The organism is Isoptericola dokdonensis DS-3 (genome assembly GCF_001636295.1).
In the GTDB taxonomy this organism is placed as follows: Bacteria; Actinomycetota; Actinomycetes; order Actinomycetales; family Cellulomonadaceae; genus Isoptericola; species Isoptericola dokdonensis.
In genome coordinates this window covers 1312896-1327173 of record NZ_CP014209.1, presented here as the reverse complement: position 1 = coordinate 1327173, position 14278 = coordinate 1312896, and the positions used below count along the sequence as shown (strand labels likewise).

At 73.7% G+C, this 14278-nt stretch carries 14 protein-coding genes; 13 read left to right on the top strand and 1 reads right to left on the bottom strand.

Annotation, left to right across the window (positions count from 1 at the left end):
- The first annotated feature begins 31 nt into the window (after nt 1-31).
- From I598_RS06295 to I598_RS06255, 9 genes are all read left to right on the top strand, one after another.
- Nucleotides 32-1186, top strand: coding sequence for an ROK family transcriptional regulator (locus tag I598_RS06295; protein WP_068202213.1), 1155 nt, complete (start codon nt 32-34; stop codon nt 1184-1186).
- 69 nt (nt 1187-1255) lie between these two features.
- A complete protein-coding gene (locus I598_RS06290; protein WP_068202212.1) occupies nt 1256-2593 on the top strand; it encodes an extracellular solute-binding protein in 1338 nt (445 codons plus the stop codon).
- Nucleotides 2594-2675: 82 nt separating this feature from the next.
- A complete protein-coding gene (locus I598_RS06285; RefSeq protein WP_068202210.1) occupies nt 2676-3617 on the top strand; it encodes a carbohydrate ABC transporter permease in 942 nt (313 codons plus the stop codon).
- Between the two features lie 88 nt (nt 3618-3705).
- Nucleotides 3706-4569, top strand: a complete 864-nt coding sequence (locus I598_RS06280) for a carbohydrate ABC transporter permease (protein WP_068202209.1) — start codon at nt 3706-3708, stop codon at nt 4567-4569.
- Between the two features lies 1 nt (nt 4570).
- Nucleotides 4571-5563 carry an ROK family protein gene (locus I598_RS06275; protein ID WP_198155763.1) on the top strand — a complete coding sequence of 331 codons (993 nt, stop codon included), beginning with the start codon at nt 4571-4573 and terminating at the stop codon, nt 5561-5563.
- Between the two features lie 71 nt (nt 5564-5634).
- Nucleotides 5635-6948: an extracellular solute-binding protein gene (locus I598_RS06270; RefSeq protein ID WP_068205047.1), complete on the top strand. Its 1314-nt coding sequence runs from the start codon at nt 5635-5637 to the stop codon at nt 6946-6948.
- A 52-nt stretch (nt 6949-7000) separates the two neighbouring features.
- The gene (gene nagB, locus I598_RS06265; RefSeq protein WP_068202207.1) at nt 7001-7783 is read left to right on the top strand and encodes a glucosamine-6-phosphate deaminase; all 783 of its coding nucleotides are present in this window, start codon (nt 7001-7003) and stop codon (nt 7781-7783) included.
- A gap of 95 nt (nt 7784-7878) precedes the next feature.
- Nucleotides 7879-8211, top strand: coding sequence for a DUF3039 domain-containing protein (locus I598_RS06260; RefSeq protein ID WP_157557167.1), 333 nt, complete (start codon nt 7879-7881; stop codon nt 8209-8211).
- Nucleotides 8212-8246: 35 nt separating this feature from the next.
- Complete coding sequence (locus I598_RS06255) at nt 8247-10076, top strand: DEAD/DEAH box helicase (RefSeq protein WP_068205045.1); 1830 nt, start codon at nt 8247-8249, stop codon at nt 10074-10076.
- Nucleotides 10077-10083: 7 nt separating this feature from the next.
- On the opposite strand, the gene I598_RS06250 is transcribed toward I598_RS06255, so the two are convergent.
- Nucleotides 10084-11526, bottom strand: a complete 1443-nt coding sequence (locus tag I598_RS06250; RefSeq protein WP_083972958.1) for a nicotinate phosphoribosyltransferase — start codon at nt 11524-11526, stop codon at nt 10084-10086.
- Nucleotides 11527-11622: 96 nt separating this feature from the next.
- On the opposite strand from I598_RS06250, the gene clpS reads away from it, so the two are divergent.
- The 4 genes from clpS to I598_RS06230 all read left to right on the top strand — a co-directional run bounded on the left by clpS (nt 11623) and on the right by I598_RS06230 (nt 14252).
- Entirely contained in the window at nt 11623-11943 is a 321-nt protein-coding gene (gene clpS / locus I598_RS06245; protein WP_418268507.1) for an ATP-dependent Clp protease adapter ClpS, read from the top strand.
- Entirely contained in the window at nt 11940-12563 is a 624-nt protein-coding gene (locus I598_RS06240) for a DUF2017 family protein (protein ID WP_068202204.1), read from the top strand. The genes clpS and I598_RS06240 overlap by 4 nt, the downstream gene beginning before the upstream one ends.
- Before the next feature lie 82 nt (nt 12564-12645).
- On the top strand, nt 12646-13449 hold the full coding sequence (gene murI, locus I598_RS06235) for a glutamate racemase (protein ID WP_068202202.1): 804 nt from the start codon (nt 12646-12648) through the stop codon (nt 13447-13449).
- The gene (locus I598_RS06230; RefSeq protein ID WP_068202200.1) at nt 13446-14252 is read left to right on the top strand and encodes an MBL fold metallo-hydrolase; all 807 of its coding nucleotides are present in this window, start codon (nt 13446-13448) and stop codon (nt 14250-14252) included. The genes murI and I598_RS06230 overlap by 4 nt, the downstream gene beginning before the upstream one ends.
- Nucleotides 14253-14278 lie beyond the last annotated feature (26 nt).

Sequence of the window (14278 nt, the reverse complement as noted above, 5' to 3'; positions counted from 1 at the left end):
CGAGGCTTGTAAGGACGGTGTACTAACAAACATGACCACGACGACGACACGACCCAGCCGACGGGGGCTGGGCAACGGTCTGCGCGCCACCTCGAAGGTGCTCCCCGAGCACGCTCGCGCGCACAACCGGTCCCTCGTGCTCCAGCACCTCTTCCACGAGGGCCCCACCTCGCGCGCCGACCTCGCCCGCGCCACCGGCCTCACGCGCGTCACCATCTCCGACCTCGTCGGCGTCCTGCTCGCCGAGGCGCTCGTCGAGGAGCTCGGCACCCAGCCCGGCCGTCGCGTCGGCAAGCCCGCCATCCTCGTGGGGATGCGCACGGACGCCTACCAGATCGTCGCCCTCGACCTGTCCGACGACACCGTGCTGCGCGGCGCCGTCCTCACCCTCACCGGGGAGGCCGTCGAGCGCCGGTCCCTGGCCGTGGACGGCCGCCGCGGCGACGACCTGGTCGACCTCCTCGGGCGGTTCGCCCGCCGGCTCGTCGCCGCGGCGACCCGCCCGGTCATCGGGATCGGCGTCGGCTCGCCCGGCGTCGTCGACCCGTCGGGCCGGATCGTCGAGGCCCCCAACGTCGAGTGGACCGACCTGCCGCTCGCGGCGGTCCTCACCGAGCGACTCGGGCTGCCGGTCCACGTCGCCAACGACGCCAACTCCGCCGCCCTCGCCGAGTACACCTACGGCGGCGCCACCGGCTCCACCCTCGTGCTCACGGTCGGCAAGGGCGTCGGTGCCGGCGTCATGGTCGACGGCGCCCGCGTGCACGGTGCCCGGGACGCCGCCGGAGAGCTCGGGCACGTCACCGTCGTCGACGAGGGCGGGGAGCAGTGCGCCTGCGGTCGCCGGGGCTGCCTGGAGACCGTGCTGTCCGCGCCCGCGCTGCGCCGCGCCGTCGACGGGCTCGACGCGCCCGCGGCGGACGCCGTCCTGGCCGACGTCGGCCGCATCCTCGGCCGGGCGCTCGCGCCCGTCGTCAGCGCGCTCGACCTGCGCGAGGTCGTCCTCGCCGGGCCGCCCGAGCTGCTCGCCGGCCCCCTGAGCGAGGCCGCCCTCGACACCATCACCGAACGCGCCATGCCCGCCATCGCGGCCGGGCTCGAGCTGCGGATGTCCACGCTGGACGACGACGTCGTCCTGGCGGGGGCGGCCGTCCTCGTGCTCGGGGCGCAGCTCGGCGTCTCCTGACCCCCGACCCCCCAACCCGCCGGACGGCTCGGCCCGAGCCGCCCGACACCCAGTGAGAGGAAATCCCCAGTGAAGAGGAACCGTCTCGTCGCCGTGACCGCGGCGTCGACCATCACCTTGGCGCTCACGCTCACCGCGTGCTCGTCCGAGTCCGAGGCCCCGGCGGAGTCCGAGGACACCGCGGCGGCCGAGGTCGAGCCCGGCGACATCACCCTGTGGGTCGCCGGTGGCGACACCCCGGAGCCGCTGCGCGAGTACCTCGTGGACACCTTCGAGGCGGAGAACCCCGGTTCGAGCCTCACCATCGAGCAGCAGGACTGGACCGACCTCGTCACCAAGCTGACGACGGCCCTGCCCGACGCCGCCAACACCCCCGACGTGGTCGAGATCGGCAACACGCAGGCGCCGACCTTCACCTACGCGGGCGCGTTCCGCGAGATCTCCCCGGAGCTCTACGAGGAGCTCGGCGGCGAGAACCTGCTCCAGTCCTTCGTCGAGGCCGGCTCGGTCGACGACAAGGTCTACGCGCTGCCCTACTACTTCGGCTCGCGCTACATGTTCTACCGCGCCGACCTGTGGGAGAAGGCCGGTGTCGAGGTCCCGACCACGCTCGACGAGTTCGGCACCGCGGTCAAGGAGCTCAAGACCAAGGACATGTCCGGCTTCGCCATCGGCGGCCAGGACTGGCGCAACGGCATCTCCTGGGTGTTCGCCAACGGCGGCGAGCTCGCCGTCAAGGAGGGCGAGCAGTGGGTCTCCACCCTCTCCGACCCGAACACGATCGCGGGCCTCGAGCAGTGGCAGGACGTCTACTCCGCCTCGAACCTGCCGGCGACCGAGCGTGACGTCGCCTACTGGGACTTCCTGAACGACGCCGAGGGTGGCGGCGACCCCGCCGCCGCCACGATCATGGCGCCGGGCTGGGCCCGCTGGTCCATCGGTGACCTCACCACGAACGACGACGGTGAAGAGGTCCGGGACGGCATGGTGGACGAGTCGAAGTTCGACATCTTCGCCCTGCCGGGCGTCGACGGCGGCCTGGCCCCCGTCTTCGCCGGTGGCTCGAACCTCGCCGTCTCGGCCCAGTCGCAGCACCCGGAGCTCTCCGAGAACCTCCTGCGCATCATCTACTCGGAGGAGTACCAGACCCTCCTGGCGGAGAACGGGCTCGGCCCGGCGAACGCCGAGTACACCGACGTCATGGCCACCGACAAGTTCGGCGAGGTCACCGTCGAGACCGCCCAGGCCTCGAAGCTCACCCCGGCCGCGCCGGGCTGGGCCGCCGTCGAGGGCGCGTTCGTCTACGAGGAGCTCTTCCAGAAGATCGCCGAGGGTGGTGACGTGACCGCTCTCGCCACCGAGTACGACGAGAAGCTCACGCCGATGCTCAACGGCCAGGCCGGCTGACGCCGACCGACACCCCTTCCGAGGGCGGGGCGGCGACCATCGTCGCCCCGCCCCCGGTTCGACCGGAGAAGGACCCCCTCGTATGACCAGTCCCGCGCAGGCGGCGCCCTCGGCGCCCGCGGTGGAGATCCGGCACCGACGCCGACCCGTCGTCCCCTACGTCCTGCTGATCCCCGCCGTCGTCGCGCTGCTCGTCGGCCTCGGCTACCCCGTCTACTGGCAGGTCGTCACCTCCATGCAGGAGTACGGGCTCCTGCAGCAGTTCGGTGCGCCGCCGACGTTCGTCGGCCTGGACAACTACGCCCGCATCTTCACCGACGAGCGGCTCTGGGCCGTTGTGCTCCGCTCGATCGCCTTCTGCCTGGTCAACGCCTTCCTCACGGTCGCCATCGGCATGGGCCTGGCGCTGCTGATGCGCGCCGTGCACGGCGCCGTGCGGATCATCATCCAGGTCGCCCTGCTGCTGGCGTGGGCCACCCCGATGGTCGCCGCCGTCACCGTCTTCCGCTGGCTCTTCGACTACCGGACCGGTGTCGTGAACTACCTGCTCGAGAGCGTCGGGATCACCCCGCCGCACGACGGCGCGTGGCTCTCGAGCCCCTTGACGTTCTTCGTCGTCGCCTCGCTGGTCGTCATCTGGATGTCCGTGCCGTTCGTCGCGATGTCCGTCTACGCCGGCCTCACGCAGGTCTCCGAGGAGGTGCTCGAGGCGGCCCGGCTCGACGGCGCCCGCCCGGCGCAGATCCTGCGCCACATCCTGCTGCCCCTGGTCCGTCCGGTGCTCGCGATCGTGCTGCTGCTCCAGATCATCTGGGACCTGCGCGTCTTCGCCCAGATCCGCCTGCTCCAGGACGCCGGGGCCCCGGTCTCCGAGACCAACCTGCTGGGCAACTTCATCTACGAGCTCGGCATCGGCTCCCAGGACTTCGCCGGGGCCGCCGCCGTCTCGATCTTCGTCCTGCTGCTCACCGTCCTGCTCTCCGCGCCGTACGTGCGCAGCCTCATGAAGGAGGACGCCGCATGAGCGCCGCGACCGCCTCGCCGACCCCGCCGACCGCTCCCGACCGCGCCGCCGCGGCGGTGTCCCCGGACGCCGTGACCAGCACCCGCCGGTGCGCCGGCCGCGCCCCCGCCCGGGCAAGATCCTGCTCAGCGTGCTCGGCGTCGCCCTGGCACTGGTCTGGGTCTTCCCGGTCTACTGGATGCTGCTGTCGGCGGTGACGCCGGACGCGCTCCTGCGTTCCGTCACCCCGAGCTTCCTGCCGGTGAACTTCACGACGTCGAACTTCGAGTCGGTCATCACCGACAGCGGCTTCACCAAGGCGCTGGGCATGAGCCTGATGATCACCGGCGTGACCCTGGTGTGCGTGCTGGTGTTCGCGTTCTTCGGCGCGCTGGCCATCAGCCGGTGGAAGTTCCGCGGCCGCACGAGCTTCGTCCTGGCGGTGCTGTTCATCCAGATGCTGCCCGCCGAGGGCCTGTTCATCGCGCAGTACAAGATGCTCTCGTCGTTCGGCGAGACGGTGCCCGCGCTCGGCCTCAACTCGGTGCTCGGCATCTCGATCCTCTACACGGCGATGCTCATCCCGTTCACCATCTGGATGCTGCGCGGCTTCGTGGCCGGCGTGCCCGCCGAGCTCGAGGAGGCCGCCATGGTGGACGGCCTGTCGCGCACGCAGGCGTTCGTCCGGATCACGTTCCCGCTGCTGGCCCCCGGGCTGGTCGCCTCCGGCGTGTACGCGTTCCTCCAGGCGTGGAACGAGTTCACGACCGCGCTGGTGATCCTGCCCGCCGAGTCGAAGCAGACGCTGCCGGTGTGGCTGCGCAGCTTCCTGTCGGCGTCGGCGAACGAGGGCATCAACTGGGCCGAGGTGATGGCGGCCTCCACGCTCATCGCGGTCCCGGTCATCGTCTTCTTCATGATCGTCCAGGGCCGGATGACGTCCGGGCTCGTGTCCGGAGCGGTGAAGGGCTGACGTGAGCGACCTCGGAACGGCGGCGCCCCCGGTGTCGCCCGGCCTCAGCGTGGGCCTCGACATCGGCGGCACGAAGACCCTCGCGGTGCTGCTCGCCCCGGACGGCGCCGTCCTCGCCCAGTCCCGCCTGGCCACGGAGCAGGGCGCGACCGGCGTGATCGACGGCGCGGTCCGGGCCGTGGAGGGGGTGACCCGGCAGGCCGGGATGCCCTTCTCCGCGGTGACGGGCGTCGGCGTCGGGGTGCCCGGTCTGGTCGACGCGGACGACGGCACGGTCCGGCACGCGGTCAACCTCGGCCTGAACGGCGACCCGCTGGACCTCGCCGCGATGCTGTCCGCGCGGCTCGGTGGTGTGCCCGTCGGGGTCGAGAACGACCTCAACGCCGCCGCGGTCGGCGCGGCGCACCTGATCGAGGCCGAGAGTGGCAGCGGTTCCACCGACCTCGCCTTCCTCGCCCTCGGCACCGGCCTGGCGGCGGGGCTCGTGCTGGGCGGCCGGCTGCGCCGCGGCGCCTCGGGCGCCGCGGGGGAGATCGGGCACGTCCCGGTCGACCCGGCGGGCCCGGCCTGCCCCTGCGGCCAGCGCGGCTGCCTCGAGCTGTACGCCTCGGGCACGGCCGTCAGCACCCTGTGGCCGTCCCGGACCGGGCGCCCGGCCCCGGTCGAGCTCTTCGAGGCCGCCGCCGGCGGAGACCTCGACGCGGTGGTCGCCCGGGACAGGTACGCTCGCGCAGTCGCCGCGGCCGTGCGGATGCTCGTGCTGAGCGTGGACGTGCAGCACGTCGTCCTCGGTGGTGGCGTCGCCCAGCTCGGCGTGCCGCTGCTCGACGCGGTGCGCGCCGCCCTGACCGACGAGTCCGACGCCTCGCCGTTCCTGCGTTCCCTGGACCTGCCCGCGCGGGTCCGGCTCGCGCCGGGACGCGTCCCGGTCGGCGCCGTCGGGGCGGCGGTCGTCGGCCGCGGCCTGGCCGCGCCGGCGACCCGCTCGTACTGACACGACCCCTGAGCCGAGGCGTGGCGCCCACCCCCGACCGCGCCCGGCCCGACCGAGAGGACACCCACCCCGTGAACCCCCGTCGTCGCGCCGCAGCCCTCGCCGCGACCCTGGTGCTGGTCCCCGCCCTGGCCGCCTGCGGCTCCGACGAACCCGTCCCCGAGAGCTCCGACGACATCGTGCTGTGGCTCGTCGGGCCCGACACCGGCGAGGACCTGCGCGAGCACCTGGTCACGACGTTCGCCGAGCGCAACCCCGGTGCGACGCTGACCATCGAGGAGAAGGACTGGTCGACGCTCCTGGGTGACCTCGACGAGGCGCTCGTGGACCCCGCGCTGACGCCCGACGTGGTCGAGCTCGGCAACACCCAGGCCCCGACCTACACGACGTCCGGCGCGTTCCGCGAGATCTCCCCGGAGCTCTACGAGGAGCTCGGCGGGGAGGACCTGCTGCAGTCGTTCGTCGAGGCCGGCTCGGTCGACGGCACCGTGTACGCGCTGCCGTACTACTTCGGCTCGCGGTACGTCTTCTACCGCAAGGACGTGTGGAAGCAGGCCGGCGTCGAGGTGCCCGAGACCCTCGAGGAGTTCGGCGACGCGGTCAAGAAGCTCCACACCGACAACATGGCGGGCTTCGCCCTCGGTGGGCAGGACTGGCGCAACGGCATCTCCTGGGTGTTCGCGAACGGCGGCGAGCTCGCCGTCAAGGAGGGCGACCGCTGGGTGTCGACGCTGTCCGACCCGAACACGGTCGCGGGCCTCGAGCAGTGGCAGGACGTGTACTCGAACGCGTCCTACCTCCCGGCCACCGAGCTCGACGCGTCCTACTGGGACTTCATCAACGACGGGGTCGACTCCGACACCCCGGCCGCGGCGACGATGATGGCCCCGGCATGGGCCCGCTGGTCGGTGGGCGACCTCGTGCGCAACGACGACGGCGCCGAGGTCCGCGACGGCATGGCGGACACCAGCAAGTTCGACATCTTCGCGCTGCCGGGCGTCGACGGCGGGGTCGCGCCCGTGTTCGCGGGCGGCTCGAACCTCGCGATCTCGTCGCTCACGCGCAACGTCGAGCTGTCCGAGGACCTGCTGCGGATCGTCTACTCCGACGAGTACCAGACGATGCTCGCGGGTGCCGGTCTCGGGCCCGCCAACACGACGTTCACCGAGGCGATGGAGGGCGACAAGTTCGGTCGCACCCTCGTCGAGACGGCGGAGGCGTCCAAGCTGACGCCCGCGGCGCCGGGCTGGGCGGAGATCGAGTCCCGCGCCATCTACGAGGACCTGTTCAAGGAGATCGCGCGCGGCGGCGACGTGGCGCAGGTCGCGGCGGAGTACGACGCGATCATCACGCCGCTGCTCGACGGCACGACCGACGACGAGTGATCCCGGTGGCGCGGCCCGGCCGCGCCCCGGGCGAGGACGAAGGGATGGAACCATGGAGGTCGTGATCGCTCCCGCCGAGGAGCTCGCGGTGCTGGCCGCGGACGCGATCGAGGCGCTGCTGCGCCGCCGCGCCGACACCGTGCTCGGGCTGGCGACGGGCTCGAGCCCGCTCAAGGTGTACGACGAGCTGGCCCGCCGGCACGCCGAGGAGGGGCTCTCGTTCGCCGAGGCCCGGGGCTTCATGCTCGACGAGTACGTCGGCCTGGACGCCGACCACCCGGAGCGGTACCGCAACGTCATCGCCACGGAGATCGCCGAGCGCGTGGCGTGGCCGGCCGAGCGGGTGCAGGGCCCGGACGGGCTCGCCGCGGACCTGCCGGCGGCGTGCGCCGCGTACGAGGAGGCGATCCGCGCGGCGGGCGGCGTCGACCTCCAGATCCTCGGGATCGGCACGGACGGGCACATCGCGTTCAACGAGCCGGGCTCGTCGCTCGCGTCGCGCACCCGCATCAAGACGCTGACGAAGCAGACCCGCGAGGACAACGCACGGTTCTTCGACGGCGACGTCGACCGGGTCCCCACGCACTGCCTCACGCAGGGCCTGGGCACGATCATGGACGCCCGCCACCTGGTGCTGCTGGCGACGGGCCGGCACAAGGCCGAGGCGGTGCACCAGCTCGTCGAGGGTCCGGTGTCCGCCCTGTGGCCGGCGACGGTGATGCAGCTCCACCCGCACGCCACGGTGCTGGTCGACGAGGCCGCCGCGTCGCGTCTCCAGCTCGCGGACTACTACCGCCAGACCTACGCCTCCAAGCCGTCCTGGCAGGGGCTCTGACCTCACGGGTCACGGGCACCGGCGTCGTCGGACCGTGCGTCGGCTCACGCCGCACGGGCCGACGATGTCGGTGCCCCACCCGTAGGATGAGGACCATGAGCGACCCCCTCTCCACGCCCCCCGCGGCACCTTCGCAGGACACCGGTGCGGGCACGAGCGTCCTCGAGCGGCCGGACACCCGCGAGCAGACCGCGGAACCCGGCGACCACGAACGCTTCGCGCACTACGTGCGCAAGGAGAAGATCATGGAGTCCGCGATGTCGGGCAAGCCCGTGATCGCGCTCTGCGGCAAGGTGTGGGTGCCGGGCCGGGACCCGTCGAAGTTCCCCGTGTGCCCGATCTGCCAGGAGATCTACGACGGCCTGCGCGCACCGCAGGACGGCGGGGACGGCAAGGACGGCTCCGGCAAGGGCGGCTCCGGCAAGTGAGTGCGGGGCCGTTGCCCGAGTCCGAGTCCGTCGACCTGTTCGCCGCCGCCGCCGAGCCGACCGAGCCGCCCCGACCGCTCCCGCAGTCGCCGTCCGCCGCGGCGGCCTCCCACCTCAGTCCCGCGTACCCGCGGCGGGCCCCGTGGGGGACGGCGTCGAACCTGCGCGCCTGGCAGGCGGAGGCCCTCGCGCTGTACCACGCGAAGTCCGGCCGGGACTTCCTCGCGGTCGCGACGCCGGGCGCCGGCAAGACGACGTTCGCGCTGCGGGTGGCCACCGAGCTGCTCGAGGCGGGCCTCGTGCGCCGCATCACCGTGGTGGCGCCGACGGAGCACCTCAAGCACCAGTGGGCGGACGCCGCGGCGCGCGTCGGCATCCGCATCGACCCGTCGTTCAAGAACTCCCAGGGGCGGCACGGGACCCACTACGACGGCGTCGCGCTGACCTATGCGCAGGTCGCGGCGAAGCCCGCCCTGCACCGCGCGCGCACCCAGGCGGCACCGACCCTGGTGATCCTCGACGAGGTGCACCACGGCGGCGACGCCCTCAGCTGGGGCGAGGCGGTGCGCGAGGCGTTCGAGGACGCCACCCGCCGCCTCGCCCTGACCGGGACCCCGTTCCGGTCGGACACCGCCGCGATCCCGTTCGTCACCTACGAGGCGGACGCCGAGGGCATCCGCCGGTCGAAGGCGGACTACACGTACGGCTACGGAGACGCCCTGCGCGACCACGTCGTGCGCCCGGTGCTGTTCATGACGTACTCGGGCGAGATGCGCTGGCGCACACGCTCCGGCGACGAGGTCAGCGCCCGCCTCGGCGAGGCGATGACCAAGGACATGCACGCGCAGGCGTGGCGCACCGCCCTGGACCCGAGCGGCGAGTGGATCCCGTCCGTCCTGGCGGCGGCCGACCAGCGCCTCACCGAGGTGCGCCGCGCGGTGCCGGACGCCGGCGGCCTCGTCATCGCCTCGGACCAGGCGGACGCCCGCGCGTACGCCGGCTACCTGGCGCGCATCACGGGCTCGAGCCCGACGGTCGTGCTGAGCGACGACGACGGTGCCAGCGCCCGCATCGACGAGTTCGCCGCCGGGACGCAGCGGTGGATGGTGGCGGTGCGCATGGTGTCGGAGGGCGTCGACGTGCCGCGCCTCGCCGTCGGCGTCTACGCCACGAGCACGTCCACGCCGCTGTTCTTCGCGCAGGCGGTCGGCCGGTTCGTGCGGGCCCGCAAGCGCGGTGAGACGGCCTCGGTGTTCCTCCCGTCCGTCCCGCTGCTCACCGGGCTGGCCAACGCGATGGAGGCCGAGCGCGACCACGCCCTCGACCGGCCGCGCACGGCCGAGGAGCAGGGGATCGAGTACGACCCCGAGGCCGCCCTGCTCGCGGCGGCGAACAAGGAGGAGAAGGCGTCGGGCGAGCTGACGGGCTCCTTCGAGGCGCTGGACGCGCAGGCGTCGTTCGACCGCGTGCTGTTCGACGGGGGCGAGTTCGGCACGGGCGGCGAGCTCGGCTCGGCCGCCGAGCAGGACTTCCTCGGCCTGCCGGGCCTGCTCGACGCCGACCAGGTGGGCCTGCTGCTGCGTCAGCACCAGGCGGCGCAGGCCGCGGGCCGGTCCGGTGGCCCGGAGTCGGCGCGCGCGGCGGAGCTGGAGCGTTCCGAGCAGGAGCACCGGCGGGCCGCCGCGCTGCGCAAGGAGCTCTCCAAGCTCGTGTCGGCGTGGGCGCGCAAGGCGAGCCGCCCGCACGGCTCGGTGCACACCGAGCTGCGGCGCCGCTGCGGGGGCCCGGAGGTCCCGCTGGCCACGGCCGACCAGCTCGAGGCGCGGATCGAGATGGTGCGCGGCTGGTTCGTCGGCAGGCGCTGACGGGCGCTCAGGGGGCGACGGGCTCCGCCAGCGCGACCTCGACGGTCGGGATGGCGGGGTCGCCGTGCGAGAGGCGGCGAGCACCGCGCGGGAGCTCGGACCGGGAGGCCTGGTGCCGCAGCACCGCGTTCTCGACGCCGTAGGCGCCGACCCAGCGCGAGTCGACGGCGCCGTCCGTCACCAGCGGGACGTGCAGGGGCCGCAGCTCGCCGTCGCCCGCGACGGCGCCGTGCGGCTCCCAGGCGGTCACCGCCTCATCCGGGCCGGACAGGACGACCTCCTGCACGGCACGTCCCTCGGCGTCGAGGCGGCGCGCGGCGGCCTTGCGCCCTCCCTGGCTCGTCTTGAGGGTGGAGGCCTTGGCGACGGGCTCCAGCACGCCGTCGGCGCCGGCGCGCGCCACGAGCTTGTAGACCATGCCGCAGGTGGGCGCCCCGGAGCCTGTCACCACGGAGGTGCCGACGCCGTAGCTGTCGACCGGGACGGCGGCGAGCCCGGCGATGGCGTACTCGTCCAGGTCGGAGCTGACGACGATCTTCGTGCCGTGCGCTCCGAGGGCGTCGAGCTGGGCGCGCACCTCCACGGCGAGGGTGCCGAGGTCGCCCGAGTCGAGACGCACGGACCCGAGCGAGGTCCCGGCGGCGGCGACGGCGCGCTCCACGCCGCGGCGCACGTCGTAGGTGTCGACCAGCAGCGTGGTCCCGGTGCCCGCGGACGCGACCTGGGCGGCGAACGCCGCCTCCTCGTCGTCGTGCAGGAGGGTGAAGGCGTGCGCGGCGGTGCCGATGGTCGCCAGGCCGTAGCGGAAGCCCGCCTCGAGGTTGCTGGTTCCCGCGAACCCGGCGACGACGGCGGCACGGGCGGCGGCGACGGCGGCCTGCTCGTGCGCGCGGCGCGACCCCATCTCCAGGCACGGGCGCCCGACGGCGGCGCTGGTCATGCGCGACGCGGCGGACGCGACCGCCGAGTCGTGGTTGAGGATCGACAGCACGAGGGTCTCGAGCAGCACGGCCTCGGCGAAGGTACCCTCGACCTGGAGCACGGGGGAGCCGGGGAAGAACGTCTCGCCCTCCGCGTACCCGGTGACCGTCCCGGTGAACCGGTAGCCCCGCAGGAAGTCGAGGGTGCGGTCGTCGACGACGCCGGTGCCGGCGAGGTAGGAGAGCTCGGCGTCGCCGAACCGGAAGGCGGACAGCGCCTCCAGCACCCGCCCGGTGCCCGCGAGCACGCCGTAGCGCCGCCCCGGCGGCAGCCGCCGGGTGAACACCTCGAACACGCAGTGGCGGTGCGCGGTGCCGTCGGCGAGCGCGGCCTGGAGCATCGTCAGCTCGTACCGGTCGGTGAGCAGGGCGAGGGAGGGACGCACCGTCGGCAGGGGGGCCGCCGGCAGGGACCGGGGCGCGGCCACGGTCTGGACCGGGACACCGTTGCCCCGTCGCTCGTCGTTCATGCCCCTACGGTACGGGTCACGACGCGATCACGGGCCGCGGCACGAGCGCTGGGGCGGGTCGTGGGCACCGGGCGGGGCTGCACCTAGGCTGGTGCCGTGACGATCACGAGTGCCGACACGGCCGAGGAGACCGCCGCGCACGTCTCGGCGCAGGTCGCGGACCCCTGGGTGACGATCGTGTGGAACGACCCGGTGAACCTCATGAGCTACGTGGCGTACGTGTTCGAGAGCTACTTCGGGCACCCGCCGGAGCGGGCGCGCCGCCTCATGCTGCAGGTGCACCAGGAGGGCCGCGCGGTCGTGTCGACGGGGCCGCGCGAACGCATGGAGGTGGACGTGCAGGCCATGCACGGGTTCGGGCTGTGGGCCACGATGCAGCGCGCGGACGCGCCGGGCGCGGCCGGAGGCGGGGCATGACCCCGTTCCGGTCGACGCCGGCGGGGTTCGCCGCGACGTGGGAGCCCGTCGAGCGTGAGGTGCTGGCCCGGGTGGCGCGGGACGTCGCGGACCTGCTGCGCGCCGACTCCGGCCTGCCGGACGGCCTGGACGCCGACGCCGCCTTCACGGGGGTGCCGCGGGTGCCGCGCGACCCGGCGGTGATGCGGCTCCTGCCGGACGCCCACCGGGACGACGCGGAGGCCGCCGCGGAGTTCCGGCACCTCACGCAGACGGACCTCGCCGCGGGCAAGGTGCGCCGTCTGGAGGCGTTCGCCGCCGCCGTCGGGGGGACGGCCGACGACCAGGGACCGGGCGGCTCCCAGGTGCTCGTGCCGCGCGAGGAGGCGCAGGACTTCGCGGGCGCGCTGACCGACCTGCGGCTCGTGCTGGCCGAGCGGCTGTCCCTCGAGGACGACGAGGCGGTGGAGCGGCTGCACGACGCCGTCGTCGGGGGCGAGGTCGACGACGTCGTGCCGCCCGCCGGGATGGATCCCGAGCAGTGGGTCTACTGGGGCGGGGTGTTCGTCGCGGCGGGGTTCGCCCAGGAGTCGCTGATGGACGAGCTGCTCTCCGAGCTGCGGGCCCGCCGGTCCCGGTGACCGTCGCCTGTGGCCGGTGCCACGCCGTGTCGGTGGTCACGACACCGGGTCGGCGCGGGCCTGCGCCGATAGGCTGCGAGCCGTGAACGACGCCCCGATCGGAATCTTCGACAGCGGTGTGGGCGGCCTGACGGTCGCCCGCTCGGTGCTGGACCAGCTCCCGCACGAGCAGCTGCTCTACATCGGCGACACGGCGAACAGCCCGTACGGGCCGAAGCCGTTGGCGGCCGTGCGCGCGATGGCGCTGGACGTGATGGACCGCCTGGTGGACGCCGGCGTGAAGATGCTGGTCATCGCGTGCAACTCGGCCACCGCGGTGGCGCTGCCGGACGCCCGCGAGCGCTACACGGTGCGGCGCGGCATCCCCGTGGTCGAGGTGATCCGCCCGGCCGCGCGCCGCGCCGTCCTGGTCTCGCGCACGGGCCGGATCGGCGTCATCGGCACCCGGGCGACGGTGGACTCGCGCGCCTACGACGACGCGTTCCACGTGACGCCGGGACTGACGATCACCACCCAGGCGTGCCCGGACTTCGTGCCGCTGGTCGAGGCGGGGGTGACGTCCGGGCCGGAGGTGCTGGAGGTCGCGCACCGGTACCTCGACCCCGTCAAGGCGGCGGGCGTCGACACCCTCGTGCTCGGCTGCACCCATTACCCGCTGCTGTCGGGCGCCGTGTCCTACATCATGGGGGAGGGCGTCACGCTGGTGTCGAGCGCCGAGGAGACGGCCAAGGACGTGTACCGCAACCTGGTGGAGCACGGCCTGGAGCGGTCGCCTGACGCCCCGGCGCCCGCCCACCGGTTCCTCGCCACGGGCAGCCCGGCACCGTTCGAGAAGCTGGCGCGCCGGTTCCTCGGGCCCGAGGTCAACCTGGTGGAGGCCGCATGAGACTCGTCACCGTCGGTGTCGCCGGGTCGATGCCCGGCCCCGCGTCGCCCGCGTCCTGCTACCTGGTCCAGGCCGACGACGGGACGCGCACCTGGAACGTGCTCCTGGACCTGGGGGCCGGGGCACTCGGGGCGCTGCAGCGGGTCGTCGACCCGGCGGACCTCGACGCGGTCACGCTGTCGCACCTGCACCCGGACCACTGCTCCGACCTCAGCGGCCTGTACGTGTACCTGCGCTACCACCCGGAGCGTGGCGCCGTCGCGACGGGCGTGCCGCCCCACCTGCCGGTCCTCGGGCCGTCGGGCACGCGGGAGCGGGCCGCCGCGATGTACGGCCTGGGCGACGACGAGTCGATGGACGACGAGTACGCGTTCGCGACCTGGCAGCCGGGCGTGCCCGTGACGGTCGGCCCGCTCACCCTGGAGCCGTTCGTCGTCGCGCACCCCGTCGAGGCGTACGGCGTGCGCGTGACCGGCCCGTCGTCGCTGCGCGCCGGGGAGTCCGCGACCCTGGTGTTCTCCGGGGACACCGACTACTGCGACAGCCTGGTCGCCGGGGCCCGGGACGCCGACCTGCTGCTGTGCGAGGCCGCGTTCCAGGAGGGTCGCGACGACGACGTGACACCGGGCATCCATCTCACGGGCCGTCGCGCGGGCCGCGTCGCCGCCGAGGCCGGGGCGAAGGCGCTGGTGCTGACGCACCTGCAGCCCTGGACGAGTCCGGACCAGACCGTGGCGGACGCCCGCCGCGAGTACGACGGTCCCGTCGAGCTCGCCGTGGCCGGCGGGTCGCACGTCCTGTGACGGCCGCCCGCCCGACCTCGGGCGCG